The following is a 16,181-nucleotide window of genomic DNA, read 5'->3' as shown; positions in this document are numbered from 1 at the left end:
GCCCGCGAACAGGAAGAGATCAATGACCCGCTCGAAGCGACGCACCGGTCGCCGGCACCCGCTCGCCACCGCCGCGCTGCTCGCGCTCGGCCTCGTCTTCACCGGCGGCGCCTACGCCGCCTTCAGCACGACCACGGCGCAGGCCGAGGCCTCCCCCACGTCGCAGGAGACGATCGAGGAGGGCGGGAAGCTCTTCCAGGCCAACTGCGCCACCTGCCACGGGCTCGAGGCCCAGGGCACCGACGAGGGGCCGAGCCTCATCGGCGTCGGAGCCGCCGCGGTCGACTTCCAGGTCGGCACCGGGCGCATGCCCATGCAGATGCAGGGCCCGCAGGCGCAGGTGAAGCCGGTCCAGTTCACCGACGAGCAGGTCAAGCAGCTCGCGTACTACGTCGCATCGCTCGGGCCGGGTCCCGACATCCCCGCCGACAGCCTCGTCAACGGCGGCGGCGACGCGGCGAACGGCGCAGAGCTGTTCCGCATCAACTGCGCGATGTGCCACAACGTCGCCGGCGCGGGCGGTGCCCTCACCGAGGGCAAGTTCGCTCCCGCCCTCACCGACGTCTCGGGCGTCCACATCTACGAGGCCATGGTCACGGGCCCGCAGAACATGCCGGTGTTCAACGACCTGAACATCTCCCCCGAGGACAAGCGCGACATCATCACGTACCTGCAGTACGTCCAGGACAACCGTTCGCCCGGCGGGTTCGAGCTCGGCTCGCTCGGTCCGGTCGCGGAGGGCCTGTTCATCTGGATCTTCGGTCTCGGCGCCATCGTCGCGATCACCGTGTGGATCACGGCGAAGTCCAACTAGGGCCCGCACCGAAGAAGCGAAGAAGGAGAACCATGGCACAGGACGACCACAGCGGCACCGAACTCGCCGCTGCCGACTCGTCGCACGCCGCGAACGTTCCGGCCGTCAGGGCGGGTACCGCACTCATCCAGACCGACGGGTTCGAGAACCCCGGGTTCGAGCCGCACCGGCCCCGCGTGACCGATGAGGACCCGCAGCGCGCGAAGCGCGCCCAGCGGACGGTGTACACGCTCTTCTACCTGTCGATCCTCGGCAGCGTGTGGGCCATCGCGGCCTACATGCTCTTCCCGATCGAGTCGAACGACGTCGACGCCGTCCGCCTGAACAACATGTTCTTCGGGCTCGGTGCCGCGCTCGCCCTGCTCGGAATCGGGTTCGGTGCCGTCCACTGGGGCAAGTCGCTCATGACCTCCGCTGAGTCGGTCGACATCCGGCACCCGATCGGGTCCACCGAGACCACGAAGCAGGGTGCGGTCGAGGTCTTCCGCCAGGCCGACGAGGAGTCGGGCTTCTCGCGTCGCACCGTGATCCGCAACAGCCTCATCGGCGCCCTCCTCGTCTTCCCGCTCCCGGCGGTGGTGCTCTTCCGCGGGCTCGCTCCGCAGGACCAGCACCCGGTCGAGCTGCTCTCCCACACCATGTGGAAGCAGGGCACCCGGCTCACGCTCGACCCGTCGGGCGTGCCCATCCGGGCCGCCGATGTCACCATCGGCAGCGCGTTCCATGTCATCCCCGAAGGTCTCAGCGAGCTCCACCACGGTCGGCTCGAGGAGAAGGCCAAGGCGGCCGTGCTCCTCATGCGCCTCAACCCGGAGGAGCTCAACGAGACCGAAGAGCGCAGCTCGTGGTCGTACGACGGCATCGTCGCGTACTCCAAGATCTGCACCCACGTGGGCTGCCCCGTCGCCCTGTACGAGCAGCACACGCACCACCTGCTCTGCCCGTGCCACCAGTCGCAGTTCGACGTGGCCAACCACTGCGAGGTCATCTTCGGGCCGGCCGCTCGGCCGCTGCCCCAGCTGCCCATCACGGTCGACGACGAGGGCTACCTCGTCGCGCAGAGCGACTTCACCGAACCCGTGGGCCCGAGCTTCTGGGAGCGTCATTGAGCACCGCAACCACCCCTCCGCCGGCAGCGCCGAGTAGGCGCTCCTTCACCGCCGCGGCATCGGAGTACGTCAACGACCGCACGGGCATCGCGGTGGCCATCAAGGGCCTCGGCCGCAAGGCGTTCCCCGACCACTGGTCCTTCCTGCTCGGCGAGGTCGCACTCTTCAGCTTCATCGTCATCCTGATCACCGGCACGTTCCTCACCTTCTTCTTCCAGGCCTCGATGGCAGAGGTCGAGTACGAGGGCTCGTACGTGCCGCTCAAGGGCGTCGAGATGTCGGTCGCGATGGCGTCCACGCTCGACATCTCGTTCGACATCCGGGGCGGCCTGTTCGTGCGCCAGATGCACCACTGGGCTGCGCTGCTGTTCGTCGCCGCGATCGGCCTGCACATGCTGCGCATCTTCTTCACGGGCGCATTCCGCAAGCCGCGCGAGATCAACTGGGTGTTCGGGTTCATCCTCTTCATCCTGGCGATGGGCGAGGGCTTCACCGGCTACTCGCTTCCCGACGACCTGCTCTCGGGCAACGGCCTCCGCATCATCGACGGCATGATCAAGGGCATCCCCGTGATCGGCACGTGGACCTCGTTCCTGCTCTTCGGCGGCGAGTTCCCGGGTACCGACATCGTGGGTCGCCTCTACACCCTGCACATCCTGCTGCTTCCGGCGCTGCTCGTCGCGCTGATCGCCGTGCACGTCGGCTACGTGTTCATCCACAAGCACACGCAGTTCGCGGGTCCCGGGCGCGACGTCACGAACTCCGTCGGCCCGCCGATCCTCCCGATCTACGCCGCCAAGGCCGGTGGGTTCATGTTCATCATCTTCGGCGTGGTGGCCCTGATCGCGTCGCTGTTCACGATCAACCCGATCTGGAACTACGGCCCGTACGACCCCTCCCCCGTCTCCGCGGGCACGCAGCCCGACTGGTACATCGGATTCGCCGACGGCGCCCTGCGCCTCATCCCGCCGGGCTGGGAGTTCGTGCTGTTCGACCGCACGTGGTCGTTCAACATCCTCGTCCCGCTCATCGGCCTCGGGCTCTTCATCGTGACCGTCCTGATCTACCCCTTCATCGAGGCGTGGGTCACCGGTGACAAGCGAGAGCACCACATCGCCGACCGCCCGCGCAACATGCCGACCCGCACCGCGATCGGCGCGGCGGGCGTGACGTTCTACGCCGTGCTGTGGGCCGCCGCGAGCTCCGACCTCATCGCCACCCACTTCCTCCTGACCATGGAGGGCGTGATCCACGCGCTGCAGGCGTTGCTCATCCTCGGGCCGATCATCGCCTACGTCGTGGCGAAGCGCGTGTGCATCGCGCTCCAGAAGAAGGACCGGGAGATCGTGATGCACGGCTACGAGTCGGGTCGCATCGTGAAGCTCCCCGGCGGCGAGTTCATCGAGGTGCACCAGCCCCTCGACGAGTACGACCGGTGGCGCCTGGTGAGCTACGACTCGTACGAGCCGCTCATGCTCCGCCCCAACGCGCGAGGCAAGATCACCGTCGGCGAGCGTCTCCGTGCGGGCATGTCGCGATGGTTCTTCGAGGACCGCATCGCGCCCGTGACGAAGGGCGAGCTCGAGGCGTCGCACTCGAACCACCACTGACTCGCAGCACCACCACGTTCGGGCGCCGGACCATGTCGATCGACTCGACCTGGCTCCGGTGCCCGAACTGCTTCGCCGACCTCTCGGCCGCCGACGATCGGGTGTTCGGCTGCGCGCACGGCCACCGCTTCGACGTGGCGAAGCACGGATACCTCACGCTGCTGCCGCCCAAGGCACCGCGCACGGTCGGCGATGACCGAGCGATGCTCGACGCTCGATCGCGACTGCTCGACAGCGGCGCGTACCGGCCGATCGCCGAGGCGGTGACCGCGGCCGCGCTGTCGGGTCGCGAACCCGGTGCCCGCGGAGCGCTCCGCGTGGCCGACCTCGGATGCGGGACCGGCTACTATGCGGCGCACCTGCACGATGCCGCGGCCGGCGTCGAGGTCCTGCTCGCCGACCGGTCGCCGGATGCCGTGCGCGCCGCACTGCGCGCCCTACCGACCGCCAGCGGCGTCGTGTTGGACATCTGGCGCCCCCTCCCCATCAAGGACACCGCTGCGGACGTCCTCCTGAACGTGTTCGCGCCGCGGAACCCGGTCGAGTTCGCCCGGATCCTCAGCCCCGGCGGCCGGCTCGTGGTCGTCGTCCCGAGACCCGAGCATCTCCGCGAATTGCGGCAGGACGGCGTGCTGCTCGACGTCCCACCCGAGAAGGCGAACGCGGTGACCGAGCAGTTCGCCGCGGCCGGACTCGACCGGCGTCGCGTCGACGCGGTCGATCACGTCATCGATGCCGATCGCGTGACGAGGGATCTGCTCGCGGGCATGGGGCCGTCCGCGCACCACGCCGCCGCCCGCAGCAGCCCGTCGAACGAGACCGGCAGGGTCGCCGTGACGGTCGCCGTCGACGTCCTGACCTTCGAGCACGCAGCGCGCCGCGACGACTGACGCGGGTGCATACTGGGCGCATGCCGGAATGCTGCGACCCGGGTTCGGCACGCTACGAAGACGTGTTCGACGGCGACTTCGCGAACCAGGCCGCCAGCCGATTCCGGCGTCGCGGGTTGACGGTACCGGAGCGTCGCATCGTGGACCACCTCGTCGCGCAGGGGGTGGCCGAGTGCACCGTGCTCGAGGTCGGCGGCGGTGTCGGGCAGATCCAGCTCGAGCTCCTCGCGCGCGGCGCGGGTCGCGCGACGAACCTCGAGTTGTCGGGGGCATACGAGACCGAGGCGCGCTCGCTGCTCGACGAACGGGGTGTCGTGGACCGCGTCACCCGGTTCGTGGGCGTGGACCTCGCGACGCAGGGCGACCGGATCGCGCCGGCGGACTTCGTCGTGCTCCACCGCGTGGTGTGCTGTTACCCCGAACCGGATCGGCTGCTGGACGCTGCGGCGGCCCACGCGCTCCGGGGACTCGTGTTCAGCCATCCGCCCCGCACCTGGTTCACGCGGCTCCCCGTGGCCGTCGAGAACTGGATCATGCGGGTCCGCGGCCGGGAGTATCGTGCGTACATCCACCCGCCGGCCGCGATGTACGCCACCCTCGCACGGGCAGGGCTGCAGGTCGCGCCCCTTCGGACAGGGCCGCGATGGTGGATCGTCGGTGCCATGCGGACGTGATCGGGCGGACCCCCGGAATGGGCGAAGGTCCCGGCAGATCCGTGCCGGGACCTTCGTACGGGTCAGCGATCAGCGCGCGAAGTTGCCGCGGTAGTACTCGTACACCCAGCCCACGAGGGCCACGAGCGCGATCGGCACGGCGATGAAGGTGATCCAGACCCCCACGGCGAGGCCGAGGAACGCGAGCGCCGCGCCGCCGGCGAGCACGATCGGCCACCAACTCCACGGGCTGAAGAAGCCGAGCTCGGCGTCGCCGTCGTCGATGTTCGCGTCGAGCCGGTCCTCGGGGAGCGTCCCGCCCTGTTCCTTCCGCACACGCCCGAGGTAGAACGCGATGAAGGCACCGAGGATGGACGTGAGGGCGAGGGCGATCGTCCCGGCCCACTCGGGCCCGACCGGCACATGCGCGTCGGCGATACGGGACGCGCTGTCGATAGAGCTCCAGAAGGCGTAGACGGCCGTCGCCAGTGCGAAGAACCCGGCAAGGATCCAGAACAGGATGACGTTGGCGCGCATCTACTTGACTTCCTTCGTCTCGGCGTCGTACACCGGAGCCTGGGGCGCATCCTTGGCGGGACCGATGCCCACGGGGATGCCGGCCTCCGGGTGGTTCAGGTCGAACGCGGGACGCTCCGAGCGGATGCGCGGGATCGACGTGAAGTTGTGTCGCGGCGGCGGGCAGCTGGTCGCCCACTCGAGCGATCCGCCGTAGCCCCACGGGTCGTTCACGGTCACCTTCGGGGCCCGGCGGGCGGTGATGTAGACGTTCAGGAAGAACGGCAGCAGCGAGATCGCCAGGATGAACGCGCCGATCGTGGAGAGCTGGTTCATCCAGGTGATGTTGTCTTCAGGCAGGTACGAGTAGTACCGGCGGGGCATGGCCACGACGCCCAGCCAGTGCTGGATGAGGAACGTCGTGTGGAAGCCGATGAACAGCAACCAGAAGTGCCACTTGCCGAGCGTCTCGTTCAGCATCTTGCCGGTCCACTTCGGCCACCAGAAGTAGAAGCCCGCGAACATCGCGAACACCACGGTGCCGAACACCACGTAGTGGAAGTGCGCGACGACGAAGTAGGTGTCGGACACGTGGAAGTCGAGCGGCGGCGACGCGAGGATGACGCCGGTGAGACCGCCGAAGACGAACGTGATGAGGAAGCCGAGCGACCAGATGAGCGGTGTCTCGAACGTGATCGAGCCGCGCCACATGGTACCGACCCAGTTGAAGATCTTCACGCCGGTCGGCACCGCGATGAGCATGGTCATGAGCGCGAAGAACGGCAGCAGCACCGAGCCGGTGACGTACATGTGGTGCGCCCAGACGGAGACCGACAGTGCCGCGATCGCGATCGTCGCGTAGATCAGGGTCTTGTACCCGAAGATCGGCTTCCGGCTGAAGACCGGGAAGATCTCCGAGACGATGCCGAAGAACGGCAGCGCGATGATGTACACCTCGGGATGCCCGAAGAACCAGAACAGGTGCTGCCAGAGGATGACGCCGCCGTTCTCGGGATCGTAGATATGCGCGTTGAAGATGCGGTCGGCGGCGGCGGCCAGGATCGCCGCGGCGAGCACAGGGAACGCCATGAGGACGAGGATCGAGGTCACGAGGGTGTTCCACGTGAAGATCGGCATCCGGAACATGGTCATGCCCGGCGCGCGCATCGTGATGATCGTCGTGATGAAGTTCACGGCGCCGAGGATCGTGCCGAAGCCCGAGAGACCGAGCCCGAGCATCCAGAGGTTCCCCCCGACGCCTGGTGAGAACGTCGTCGAAGCGAGCGGTTGGTAGGCGAACCATCCGAACGACGCCGCGCCCTGCGGGGTGAAGAAGCCCGCGACGGCCATGAGCGACCCGAAGTTGAACATCCAGTACGCCAGCGCGTTCAGGCGCGGGAAGGCGACGTCGGGAGCGCCGATCTGAAGCGGCATGAGCACGTTCGCGAAGCCCGCGAACAGCGGCGTCGCGAACATCAGCAGCATGATCGTGCCGTGCATCGTGAACAGCTGGTTGTACTGCTCGCGCGTCTGGACGATCTCGAGGCCGGGCTCGAACAACTGGGCGCGGATGATGAGGGCCATCACGCCGCCGATGCAGAAGTAGATGAACGACGTGATCAGGTAGAGGTACCCGATCACCTTGTGGTCGGTCGAGGTGATCCACTTGACGAGGACGTTGCCCTTGCGCTCGACCTTCAGCGCGCCGAACGGCTGGGACGACGCCGTGGGGCGAGCCGGTGCGGTGGTGGTGCTCATCGCGGCTTACTCTTCCTCTTCGAGTTCGGGCGCGCCCGTTCCGGGCAGGTTCTGGTTGCGGTCGTACTCGCTCGACAGCTGGCCCTCCTGGCCGGCGTCGCGGAGCGACTCGATGTAGTCCTCGTACTCGGCCTCGGAGACGACCTCGACATTGAAGAGCATCAGCGAGTGGTACTCGCCGCAGAGCTCGGCGCACTTGCCGGCGTAGGTGCCCTCGCGCTCGGGGACGAACGACATGTAGTTCGTCTTGCCGGGGAACATGTCCTTCTTGTAGAGGAAGTCCACGACCCAGAACGAGTGGATCACGTCACGCGCCTCGAGGGCGATCTCGACGTTCGCGCCGACGGGGAGGACGAGCGTCGGCAGCTCCTCCTGCTTGACGGAACCGCTGCCGTCGCCCTCGGCCTGGGCCTGGATCCCGGCGGAGTAGACGTCCTCGTTGACATAGTTGAAGTCCCATGCCCACTGCTTCGCGATCGCCTCGATCTTGACGTCGACCTCGTCTTCGGCGAAGCGGGCCTCGATCGCGGCCTGGTCGCGCGCGGTGAAGGCGAAGAAGCCCAGCACCAGGATGAGCGGCACGACCGTGTAGAACACCTCGATCGGCATGTTGTACCGCAGCTGCACCGGCAGGCCGGTCTGGCCCTTGCGCCGGCGGTACGCGATGACCGCCCAGATGGTGAGGCCCCACGTGATCATGCCGACCACCAGGAGGACGATCCAGGACGTCACCCACAGACCCGAGACGCGCTCCGTGTGGTTGGTCACGGGCGGCTCGCCCTCGACGAACCCGGGGAGGAATCCGTTCAGCTGTGCCTGCGTGCATCCGGCGAGGACGAGGCTGAGCGTCGCTGCGATCGGAACTGCAGCCCATCGGAGACGGCGATTGTGGCGCACCGGTGACCTTTCGGGAGATTCGAAGGCGCCTCTCAGCGAAGCGCATTGATCATGCCTAGCCTACTCCGAGTCGACAGCCCGCTCGTGCACCCTCGGCGCGCGTTCAGGTGAGTGTGCGAGGAATCCCGCGACCATCGGCCGAAACGAGGAAGGGGAGACCGCGTGAGCGGTCTCCCCTTCCGGGTCGCGGGCGTCTCAGTGGAAGGAGTCGCCGCACGCGCAGCTGCCCTGCGCGTTGGGGTTGTCGATGGTGAAGCCCTGCTTCTGGATGGTGTCCTCGAAGTCGATCGTCGAGCCGTCGAGATAGGGCACGCTCATCTTGTCGACCACGACCTCGACGCCCGAGAAGTCGACGACGGCGTCGCCGTCGAGCAGCCGCTCGTCGAAGTAGAGCTGGTAGATGAGCCCCGAGCAGCCGCCCGGCTGGACGGCCACGCGCAGACGGAGGTCGTCGCGGCCCTCCTGCACGAGGAGGCTGCGGACCTTGTCGGCGGCGGGCTCGCTCAGCTTCACGCCGTGGACGGCGTCGGTGATGGTGTCGCTCATGTCACTCCTCGAAGAAGTACGGATGCCTCGATTGTACCCGCGCCGGCTGGGCACTCCCCCAGCGCGCTGCGCCGCATGACGCGCACGCAGACGACGCTCAGCCCCGGACCCGAGACTCGAGTCGGGCGAGGAACGCGGCCTCGGCGAGCACCGCGCGCCGGAAGACGCCGAGATGCAGCGACTCGTTGGGGCTGTGCGCCCGCGAGTCCGGGTCCTCCACCCCGGTCACGAGGATCTGGGCAGAGGGGAACTCCTCGACGAGCTCGGCGATGAACGGGATCGATCCGCCGACGCCGATGTCCACGGGCTCGCGGCCCCATGCATCGGCCATCGCCGCCTTGGCCTCCGCGACGGCCCACCCGCTCGTGTCGACGAGGAACGGTTGGCCGGTGTCGACGTCCTCGATCTCCAGGTGCGCGCCGAACGGCGCGTGCGCGAGCAGGTGGGCGCGGAGCGCCTCGTAGGCCTCGCCCGCGTCCTGGCCCGGGGCGATGCGAGCGCTCAGCCTGACCGCCACGCGAGGCAGCAGCGTGTTCGACGCGTTGGCGACCGACGGCGCATCGATGCCCGTGACGGTGATGGAGGGCTGCGCCCAGATGCGCGAGAGGATGCTGCCGCGACCGATGGGCGAGACCCCGTCGAGCAGGCCGGTCTCGGCGCGCAGCTGCGCCTCGTCGTAGTCGGGCGTCGCCAGGTCGGCCGAGCGGAGCCCGTCGACGGCGACCGCGCCGTCGGCATCCCAGAGCGAGTCGAGCAGGCGGATCGCGGCGAGCATGGCGTCGGGCACCGCTCCCCCGAACATGCCCGAGTGCGAGGCGTGGTCGAGGGTCGCGATCGTGAGGCGGAAGGTGACGTTGCCGCGCAGCGCGATGGTCAGCGCGGGCGTGTCGACGTCCCAGTTGTTCGAGTCGGCGACGACGATCGCGTCGGCCTCGAGCAGGTCGCGATGCTCGCGGAGGAAGTTCGCGAACGAGCGCGAGCCGTACTCCTCTTCGCCTTCGATGAAGAGCGCGATGCCGAGGTCGAGGTCGTCGCCGAGGACGTCGACGAGGGCACGGATCGCCGCGACGTGCGACATCACGCCCGCCTTGTCGTCGGCGGCGCCCCGGCCGTAGAGCCGGTCGCCGCGCAGGGTCGGCTCGAACGGCGCCGACTCCCAGTCCTCGTCGCGGCCCGGGGGCTGCACGTCGTGGTGCGCGTAGAGGAGCACGGTCGGGCGGCCGTTGCGGGCGGGACGGCGGGCGACCACGGCGGGCTGGCCGAGCCGGTCGCCATCCGGCAGGGGCGCACGGCGGATGTCGACGACCTCGAACACGCCGAGCCCGCGCACCAGCTCGGCGACCGCCTCCGCGCTCCTGGCCACGTGCTCGGGGTCGAAGGCGCCCCACGAGACCGATGGGATGCGCACCAGCCCCGTCAGGTCGGCGACGGTCGACGGGAACCCCTGCTCCACCGCCGTCCGGAGGCGCTCGAGGGTCGCCGTCTGCGGGCGATCGCCGCGTTCGCGGGCAGGCTGGACGTCGGTTCGGGGCTCGGTCATGCGGGTAATCTTAAGACGAACCGATCGACGAGGACTCCCCGTGGCCAAGCACCCCAGCACCGACATGCCCGCGCCCCAGACCGGCGACGGCGACACGCCCGCGTCCCCGAAAGCGGGCAAGGGCGTTCCGACGCCGAGCCGCGCCGCCCAGGAGGCGGCCCGCAAGCGTCCGCTCGTGCCGAACGACCGCAAGGAGGCGGCGCGCCAGGCGCGTGCGAAGGCGGCCGACCAGCGCGAGCGGGCGCGGCTCGGCCTGGCCGCCGGCGAGGAGAAGTACCTCCCGGTCCGCGACCGCGGCCCGCAGAAGAAGTACGTGCGCGACTACGTCGACGCTCGCTTCAGCATCGGCGAGGTCCTCATCCCCGTCATGTTCGCGGTGATCGTGCTGACCTTCATCCCGAGCTACGAGGTGCAGACCATCGGCATCTTCGCCCTGTGGGCGTTCTTCCTCGTCTCCGTGGTCGACGTGATCATCCTCGGCGTGGTGCTCAGGCGCAAGCTGGCCGCGAAGTTCGGCGCCGACAAGGTCGAGCGCATCCGCTGGTATGCGGCGATGCGTGCGCTGCAGTTGCGCCCGCTGCGACTCCCGAAGCCCCAGGTCAAGCGGGGCCAGTACCCCGCCTGATCGGGTCGGGCCGGGCGGAGGGCACCCGGCGCCGTCGGACGCTCGGAGTTCAGTCGCGGCTGAACGCACCCAGGCGGATCAGCGGCACCCGGGTCTCCTCGTCGGTGAGCGAGCCGTGCTGGCCCACCATGTCCTCGCCGCGCCGGTCGGGCTCGCGTCGGTCGTAGTACGCCACGCCGGCCCGCGCCGCGACCAGGATGTCGGCGATCCGGTCGCGATTCCCCGGCTCGACGTCGCCGTACAGTCCCGCCGCGACCGCCTCGTCGCCGGAGAGCACCCACGCCCGGTCGCCCTCCACGGCGCGCCACCGCTCGAGGAGCGCGGCCCGCTCCCCTGCGTCGAGCCCGGGTTCGAGCACGAGGCCGAGGCAGCGCGGCTCACCGGCGATGTGCCGGATGCCGTCGAGCAGTTCCGGCGACGCGTCGACGAACACGTGCCGGTGCGCCGGGACGTCGACCACGCCGTGGTCGGCGGTGAGGAGGACGCCCGTGCCCCGCGGCATCCGTCGCTCGAACGCGGCGACCTCGGCGTCGAGCGCCTCGAGCGCGGCGATCCAGCGGTCGGACTCCCAGCCGTGCGCGTGCGCGATCTGGTCGAGCTCGGATACGTAGACGTAGACGAGCGCCGGCCCCTCCTCGGTGACGCGGAGGGCCTCGGCGAATCGGTCGGGCACCTTCGCTCCGGAGCGGTACTCCGCACCCCGCAGCACGGCCCGGGTGAAGCCGGACTCCGCGTAGCGGGTGCCGCCGACCGCGACGGCCCGGAACCCCCGCTCGATCGCCTGGTCGAAGACCGTCGGATGGCGCTGCCACTGCTCGGGCACCATCCGCTCGTCCCACCCGCTGAGCTGGTTGACGATGCGGTCGTTCGCCCGGTCGGGCACGCGATAGCCCATGAGCCCGTGAGCGCCGGGCATGAGCCCCGTGGCGAAGCTCGCGACGGCAGCGGCCGTCGTGGACGGGAAGACGGTGCGGATCACGTCGCGCCTCGCCATCCGGCCGACGAGGGACCGCGCGTGTCCTGCCCGCCCGCGCAGGTTCGACGCGCCGAGGCCGTCGACGAGCACGACCACCGCCGAGTTCGCGCGGGGCAGGTCGAACGGGTTGGGCGTGCCCGCGAGCGATGCGAGCGCCGCGCCGAGCACCCCGGTGAGCCTCGGGGCGCCGTCGGTGGGCACCGGTAGCATTGCAGGCATCGCGCCCAGTCTGGCACAGGCCGGCCGCGGCCCCCCGCTTCCCCGTGCGTGCCCGTCACGCCCTGTTCAGAGACGACGAATGACCCCAGGCAAGAACGAGCCCATCTCCTCCCAGATCGCCGAGCGGATCGATGACATCGACGTCGCGGAGGAGATGCAGGGGTCGTTCCTCGAGTACGCCTACTCGGTCATCTACTCGCGCGCGCTGCCCGACGCGCGCGACGGCCTCAAGCCGGTCCAGCGACGCATCCTCTACATGATGAGCGACATGGGGCTGCGCCCCGATCGCGGCCACGTCAAGTCCGCGCGCGTCGTCGGCGAGGTCATGGGCAAGCTGCACCCCCACGGCGACTCCGCGATCTACGACGCGCTCGTGCGCCTCGCCCAGCCGTTCACGCTGCGCGTGCCCCTCGTCGACGGACACGGCAACTTCGGCTCGCTCGACGACGGCCCGGCCGCGGCGCGGTACACCGAGGCGCGCATGGCGCCACCCGCCATGTCGATGACCGAGAGCCTCGACGAGGATGTCGTCGACTTCATCCCGAACTACGACAACTCGCACCAGCAGCCCGAGGTGCTGCCCGCCGCCATCCCCAACCTGCTCGTCAACGGTGCGAGCGGCATCGCGGTCGGCATGGCCACGAACATGGCGCCGCACAACCTCGTCGAGGTCGTCGCGGCCGCGCGGCACCTGCTGGTCGACCCCGAGGCCACCCTCGACGAGCTCATGGAGTTCGTGCCGGGCCCCGATTTCCCGTCCGGCGGCACGATCGTCGGGCTCGCGGGCGTACGCGACGCCTACGCGACCGGCCGCGGCTCGTTCAAGACCCGCGCGAAGGTCTCGATCGAGCAGTTGACGGCGCGCAAGACCGGGCTCGTCGTCACCGAGTTGCCCTACCTCGTCGGGCCCGAGAAGGTGATCGAGAAGATCAAGGATGGCGTGAACGCCAAGAAGATCACCGGGATCGCCGACGTCACCGACCTCACCGACCGCACCCGCGGCCTCCGGCTGGTCATCGGCGTGAAGACGGGCTTCAATCCGCAGGCGGTGCTCGAGCAGCTCTACCGGCTCACGCCGCTCGAGGATTCCTTCAACATCAACAGCGTGGCCCTGGTCGACGGCCAGCCGCAGACGCTCGGGCTGCGCGAGTTGCTCGAGGTCTACCTCGCGCACCGCATCAGCGTCGTCACCCGGCGGTCCGAGTTCCGCCTCGCGCGTCGGCGCGAGCGCCTGCACCTCGTCGAGGGCCTGCTGATCGCGATCCTCGACATCGACGAGGTCATCCAGGTCATCCGCTCCAGCGACGATGCGGATGCCGCCCGTTCGCGCCTCATGGAGGTCTTCGACCTCAGCCAACTCCAGTCCGAGTACATCCTCGAGCTGCGCCTGCGGCGACTGACGAAGTTCTCGCGCATCGAGCTCGAGGCCGAGCGCGACCAGCTCCTCGCCGAGATCGCCGGGCTCGAGGAGCTGCTCGGCAGCGACGTTCGGATCCGCGCTCAGGTCGCCGACGAGCTCGACCGGGCCGCCGACCTCTACGGCACGCCGCGTCGCACGATGCTCACCGAGGCGCGCGTGCTCCCCAAGACCCGCAAGGCGGTCGACCCGGCCACGCTCGAGCACGCCGACGTGCCCTGCCGGGTCATCCTCAGCGCCACCGGGCGCATCGCCCGGGTCGACGCGCCCGACGGCGAGACGACGGTCGCCATCATGCCCCCGAGCCGGCGGTCCAAGCACGACGGCGTCCGGTCCGAGCTCGAGACCACGAGCCGCACCGAGATCGGAGCGGTCACCTCGAAGGGCCGGGTCATCCGGTTCTCGCCGCTCGAGCTGCCCGTGCTGCCCCCGAACTCGGTGCAGCTCGCCGCGGGCGTGCGCGTCCCGGACTACCTCGCGCTGCCCGATCGCGACGAGAAGGTGCTCGCGATCGTGTCCCTCGAATCGTCGCAGCCGATCGTGCTCGGCACCGAGCAGGGCGTCGTCAAGCGGGTCGCCCCGGGCGGCTATCCGAACCGGCCCGACTTCGAGGTCATCGCGCTGAAGCCGGGCGACCGCGTCGTGGGCGCCGCGCAGGGCGGTGACGACGACGAGTTGGTGTTCGTCACGAGCGACGCGCAGCTGCTGCACTTCCCGGCGTCCGCGGTCCGCCCTCAGGGCTGCCCGGCCGGCGGCATGGCGGGCATCAAGCTGGCGCCGGGGGCGAAGGCCGTCGAGTTCACCGCACTTCCGCGCCCCGACGTCGAGCGTGCCGTGGTCGTCACGGTCGCCGCATCGAGTGACACGCTCCTGGGTGCCGATCCCGGCGCCGCAAAGGTCTCCGATTTCGCCGAGTACCCGGCCAAGGGCCGCGCGACCGGCGGCGTCCGCGCGCACCGCTTCCTCAAGGGCCAGGACGCCCTCTCGCTCGCGTGGGTCGGCCCCGGCCCCGCGCACGCGCTGGGGCCCGACGGCTCGGTGCGGCCGCTGCCCGACGGCGGCGGCCGGCGCGACGGGTCGGGCCAGCAGCTCGAGGCGGTCGTGCAGGTCGTCGGTCGCGCCATCCGCTGACCACCGCCGGCCCTGGTCCGGGGTCGGACTCGCCCGCGGCTTGACCTCGCGAGCGCCGAGTGGCATCTTCGGCCGTGATCGGGCGGGTCGTCGCGAGGTCGGGCGGGAACCCGCATCCAGCATGCGAGGTGGTCGATGACGGGGTGGATGCTGCGGAGCAGGGTCGACGGGCCGGTGCTCGAGCGCGGCGATCCGGGCTACGACGAGGCGCGATCCGTGTGGAACGCGATGATCGACCGTCGGCCGGAATTCATCGTCCGCTGCACGAGCGCGGCCGATGTCGCGGCGGCGCTGCGGTTCGCCGACGAGCATCGATTGGAAGTCGGGATCCGGTGCGGCGGTCACGGCATCGTCGGCCACGCCGTCCCGGAGGGCGGGATCATGCTCGACCTCCGACCGATGGGCGGGGTGAGGGTGGATGCCCGGACGCGTCGCGCGCGCGTCGAGGGCGGTGCACTCCTCGGTGCGCTCGACCGTGCGGCCCAGCGGCACGGGTTGGCGACGACCGCGGGCAACGTGTCGCACACCGGGGTCGGGGGTCTCACCCTCGGCGGCGGCATGGGCTGGCTCGCGCGCCGGCACGGGCTCGCGTGCGACAACGTCGTCTCGTTCGAGGTCGTGACGGCCGCAGGCGAGACCCTGCGGGCGGATGCCGGCTCGCATCCCGAGCTGTACTGGGCGCTGCGCGGGGGCGGCGGCAACTTCGGCGTGGTGACCGAGTTCGAGTTCGCGTTGCATCCCGAGCCGGGAGCGGCGCTGTCGGTCGAGTTCCTGTTCCCCGTGGCATCCGCCGCGGGCCCGATGCGGGTCTGGCGCGACGCGAGCCGCACGGCCGACCGGCGCGCAACGTGGAATGCGACCATCGTGGAGCAGACGGTCTCGCTCGGTTTCGTCTGGGTGGGCGACCCCGCCGAGGGCGCCGCCCTGGCGGATGATCTCGGCGCCCGGCTGGCCGCCGCGGGCGAGCCGGCCGGGCGGATCGTCGCGCCCCTGTCGTATCTCGAGCTGCAGAGGCGCGAGGACGACGTGGAGGCGCATGCGTGGCGCCGGTACTGGAAGGGCCACTACTTCAGTGAGCTGGGCGACGCGGTGATCGATGCCATCCTCTCCCGAGAGGCGGACCGCCCGCCGAACGTCAGCCTGCAGGCGTACGGCGGTGCGATCGCGGAGGTGGCCGACGCCGACACGGCGTTCTCCCGACGCGACACCGCGTTCGAGCTCGTCGCGGCGACCCGGTGGGAGGATCAGGCCGAGGATGCGCGGCGGATGGAGTCCGCCCGACGATACGCCGGCACCATGGAACCTTTCGCCAGCGGCGCCTACGTCAACGTGCTCGGCGATGACGGCGCCGCAGGGCTCCGGCGCGCGTACACCGAGGAGAAGCTCACGCGGCTCCGATCGGTCAAGGACGCGTACGATCCGGGCAACGTCTTCCACCTCAACCAGAACATCTCCCCCACGCGAGCCTGACTCCGTGCGG

Annotated in this window: 14 protein-coding genes; 8 read left to right on the top strand and 6 right to left on the bottom strand. The window is 69.9% G+C overall.

Features of this window, described 5'->3' with window-relative positions; genetic code table 11:
• The first annotated feature begins 22 nt into the window (after positions 1 to 22).
• Genes qcrC through ACZ4TW_RS11075 form a run of 5 tightly spaced genes read left to right on the top strand, consistent with a single transcriptional unit; the run spans position 23 to position 5,097 of the window.
• Positions 23 to 814 carry a cytochrome bc1 complex diheme cytochrome c subunit gene (gene qcrC, locus ACZ4TW_RS11095; RefSeq protein WP_465542775.1) on the top strand — a complete coding sequence of 264 codons (792 nt, stop codon included), beginning with the start codon at positions 23 to 25 and terminating at the stop codon, positions 812 to 814.
• Positions 815 to 846: 32 nt separating this feature from the next.
• A complete protein-coding gene (qcrA, locus tag ACZ4TW_RS11090; RefSeq protein ID WP_465542774.1) occupies positions 847 to 1,923 on the top strand; it encodes a cytochrome bc1 complex Rieske iron-sulfur subunit in 1,077 nt (358 codons plus the stop codon).
• Positions 1,920 to 3,533, top strand: a complete 1,614-nt coding sequence (qcrB, locus tag ACZ4TW_RS11085) for a cytochrome bc1 complex cytochrome b subunit (RefSeq protein ID WP_465542773.1) — start codon at positions 1,920 to 1,922, stop codon at positions 3,531 to 3,533. The genes qcrA and qcrB overlap by 4 nt, the downstream gene beginning before the upstream one ends.
• Before the next feature lie 32 nt (positions 3,534 to 3,565).
• The gene (locus ACZ4TW_RS11080) at positions 3,566 to 4,423 is read left to right on the top strand and encodes a putative RNA methyltransferase (RefSeq protein ID WP_465542772.1); all 858 of its coding nucleotides are present in this window, start codon (positions 3,566 to 3,568) and stop codon (positions 4,421 to 4,423) included.
• Positions 4,424 to 4,443: 20 nt separating this feature from the next.
• A complete protein-coding gene (locus ACZ4TW_RS11075; protein WP_465542771.1) occupies positions 4,444 to 5,097 on the top strand; it encodes a methyltransferase domain-containing protein in 654 nt (217 codons plus the stop codon).
• A 69-nt stretch (positions 5,098 to 5,166) separates the two neighbouring features.
• On the opposite strand, the gene ACZ4TW_RS11070 is transcribed toward ACZ4TW_RS11075, so the two are convergent.
• The 5 genes from ACZ4TW_RS11070 to ACZ4TW_RS11050 form a co-directional block, all read right to left on the bottom strand.
• Complete coding sequence (locus ACZ4TW_RS11070) at positions 5,167 to 5,613, bottom strand: cytochrome c oxidase subunit 4 (RefSeq protein WP_465542770.1); 447 nt, start codon at positions 5,611 to 5,613, stop codon at positions 5,167 to 5,169.
• A complete protein-coding gene (gene ctaD / locus ACZ4TW_RS11065) occupies positions 5,614 to 7,350 on the bottom strand; it encodes an aa3-type cytochrome oxidase subunit I (protein WP_465542769.1) in 1,737 nt (578 codons plus the stop codon). It lies immediately after the preceding gene.
• 6 nt (positions 7,351 to 7,356) lie between these two features.
• A complete protein-coding gene (ctaC, locus tag ACZ4TW_RS11060; RefSeq protein WP_465542768.1) occupies positions 7,357 to 8,247 on the bottom strand; it encodes an aa3-type cytochrome oxidase subunit II in 891 nt (296 codons plus the stop codon).
• A 195-nt stretch (positions 8,248 to 8,442) separates the two neighbouring features.
• Complete coding sequence (locus ACZ4TW_RS11055) at positions 8,443 to 8,793, bottom strand: HesB/IscA family protein (RefSeq protein ID WP_465542767.1); 351 nt, start codon at positions 8,791 to 8,793, stop codon at positions 8,443 to 8,445.
• 97 nt (positions 8,794 to 8,890) lie between these two features.
• Positions 8,891 to 10,333: a M20/M25/M40 family metallo-hydrolase gene (locus ACZ4TW_RS11050; protein WP_465542766.1), complete on the bottom strand. Its 1,443-nt coding sequence runs from the start codon at positions 10,331 to 10,333 to the stop codon at positions 8,891 to 8,893.
• Positions 10,334 to 10,373: 40 nt separating this feature from the next.
• Between ACZ4TW_RS11050 and ACZ4TW_RS11045 the strand changes: the two genes are divergently transcribed.
• Entirely contained in the window at positions 10,374 to 10,958 is a 585-nt protein-coding gene (locus ACZ4TW_RS11045; RefSeq protein WP_465542765.1) for a DUF3043 domain-containing protein, read from the top strand.
• A gap of 49 nt (positions 10,959 to 11,007) precedes the next feature.
• Here the strand turns inward: ACZ4TW_RS11045 and ACZ4TW_RS11040 are convergent, their stop codons facing one another.
• Entirely contained in the window at positions 11,008 to 12,153 is a 1,146-nt protein-coding gene (locus tag ACZ4TW_RS11040) for an alkaline phosphatase family protein (RefSeq protein WP_465542764.1), read from the bottom strand.
• A gap of 79 nt (positions 12,154 to 12,232) precedes the next feature.
• Here ACZ4TW_RS11040 and ACZ4TW_RS11035 point away from each other — a divergent pair, with 79 nt between their 5' ends.
• Together ACZ4TW_RS11035 and ACZ4TW_RS11030 are read left to right on the top strand one after the other, a co-directional pair.
• Positions 12,233 to 14,701: a DNA gyrase/topoisomerase IV subunit A gene (locus ACZ4TW_RS11035; RefSeq protein ID WP_465542763.1), complete on the top strand. Its 2,469-nt coding sequence runs from the start codon at positions 12,233 to 12,235 to the stop codon at positions 14,699 to 14,701.
• A gap of 135 nt (positions 14,702 to 14,836) precedes the next feature.
• Positions 14,837 to 16,171 carry an FAD-binding oxidoreductase gene (locus ACZ4TW_RS11030; protein WP_465542762.1) on the top strand — a complete coding sequence of 445 codons (1,335 nt, stop codon included), beginning with the start codon at positions 14,837 to 14,839 and terminating at the stop codon, positions 16,169 to 16,171.
• Positions 16,172 to 16,181 lie beyond the last annotated feature (10 nt).

Source organism: Agromyces sp. NPDC029043 (assembly GCF_055564615.1).
The sequence above is the reverse complement of the archived record's forward strand: the minus strand, read 5'-3'. Positions and strand labels throughout refer to the sequence as shown.

Excerpts from the sequence above, each read along its gene's own strand:
- qcrC (WP_465542775.1), top strand. The coding sequence starts at position 23 with ATGACCCGCTCGAAGCGACGCACCGGTCGCCGGCACCCGCTCGCCACC.
- qcrA (WP_465542774.1), top strand. The coding sequence starts at position 847 with ATGGCACAGGACGACCACAGCGGCACCGAACTCGCCGCTGCCGACTCG.
- ACZ4TW_RS11080 (WP_465542772.1), top strand. The coding sequence starts at position 3,566 with ATGTCGATCGACTCGACCTGGCTCCGGTGCCCGAACTGCTTCGCCGAC.
- ACZ4TW_RS11075 (WP_465542771.1), top strand. The coding sequence starts at position 4,444 with ATGCCGGAATGCTGCGACCCGGGTTCGGCACGCTACGAAGACGTGTTC.
- ACZ4TW_RS11070 (WP_465542770.1), bottom strand. The coding sequence starts at position 5,613 with ATGCGCGCCAACGTCATCCTGTTCTGGATCCTTGCCGGGTTCTTCGCA.
- ctaD (WP_465542769.1), bottom strand. The coding sequence starts at position 7,350 with ATGAGCACCACCACCGCACCGGCTCGCCCCACGGCGTCGTCCCAGCCG.
- ACZ4TW_RS11055 (WP_465542767.1), bottom strand. The coding sequence starts at position 8,793 with ATGAGCGACACCATCACCGACGCCGTCCACGGCGTGAAGCTGAGCGAG.
- ACZ4TW_RS11050 (WP_465542766.1), bottom strand. The coding sequence starts at position 10,333 with ATGACCGAGCCCCGAACCGACGTCCAGCCTGCCCGCGAACGCGGCGAT.
- ACZ4TW_RS11040 (WP_465542764.1), bottom strand. The coding sequence starts at position 12,153 with ATGCCTGCAATGCTACCGGTGCCCACCGACGGCGCCCCGAGGCTCACC.
- ACZ4TW_RS11035 (WP_465542763.1), top strand. The coding sequence starts at position 12,233 with ATGACCCCAGGCAAGAACGAGCCCATCTCCTCCCAGATCGCCGAGCGG.
- ACZ4TW_RS11030 (WP_465542762.1), top strand. The coding sequence starts at position 14,837 with ATGACGGGGTGGATGCTGCGGAGCAGGGTCGACGGGCCGGTGCTCGAG.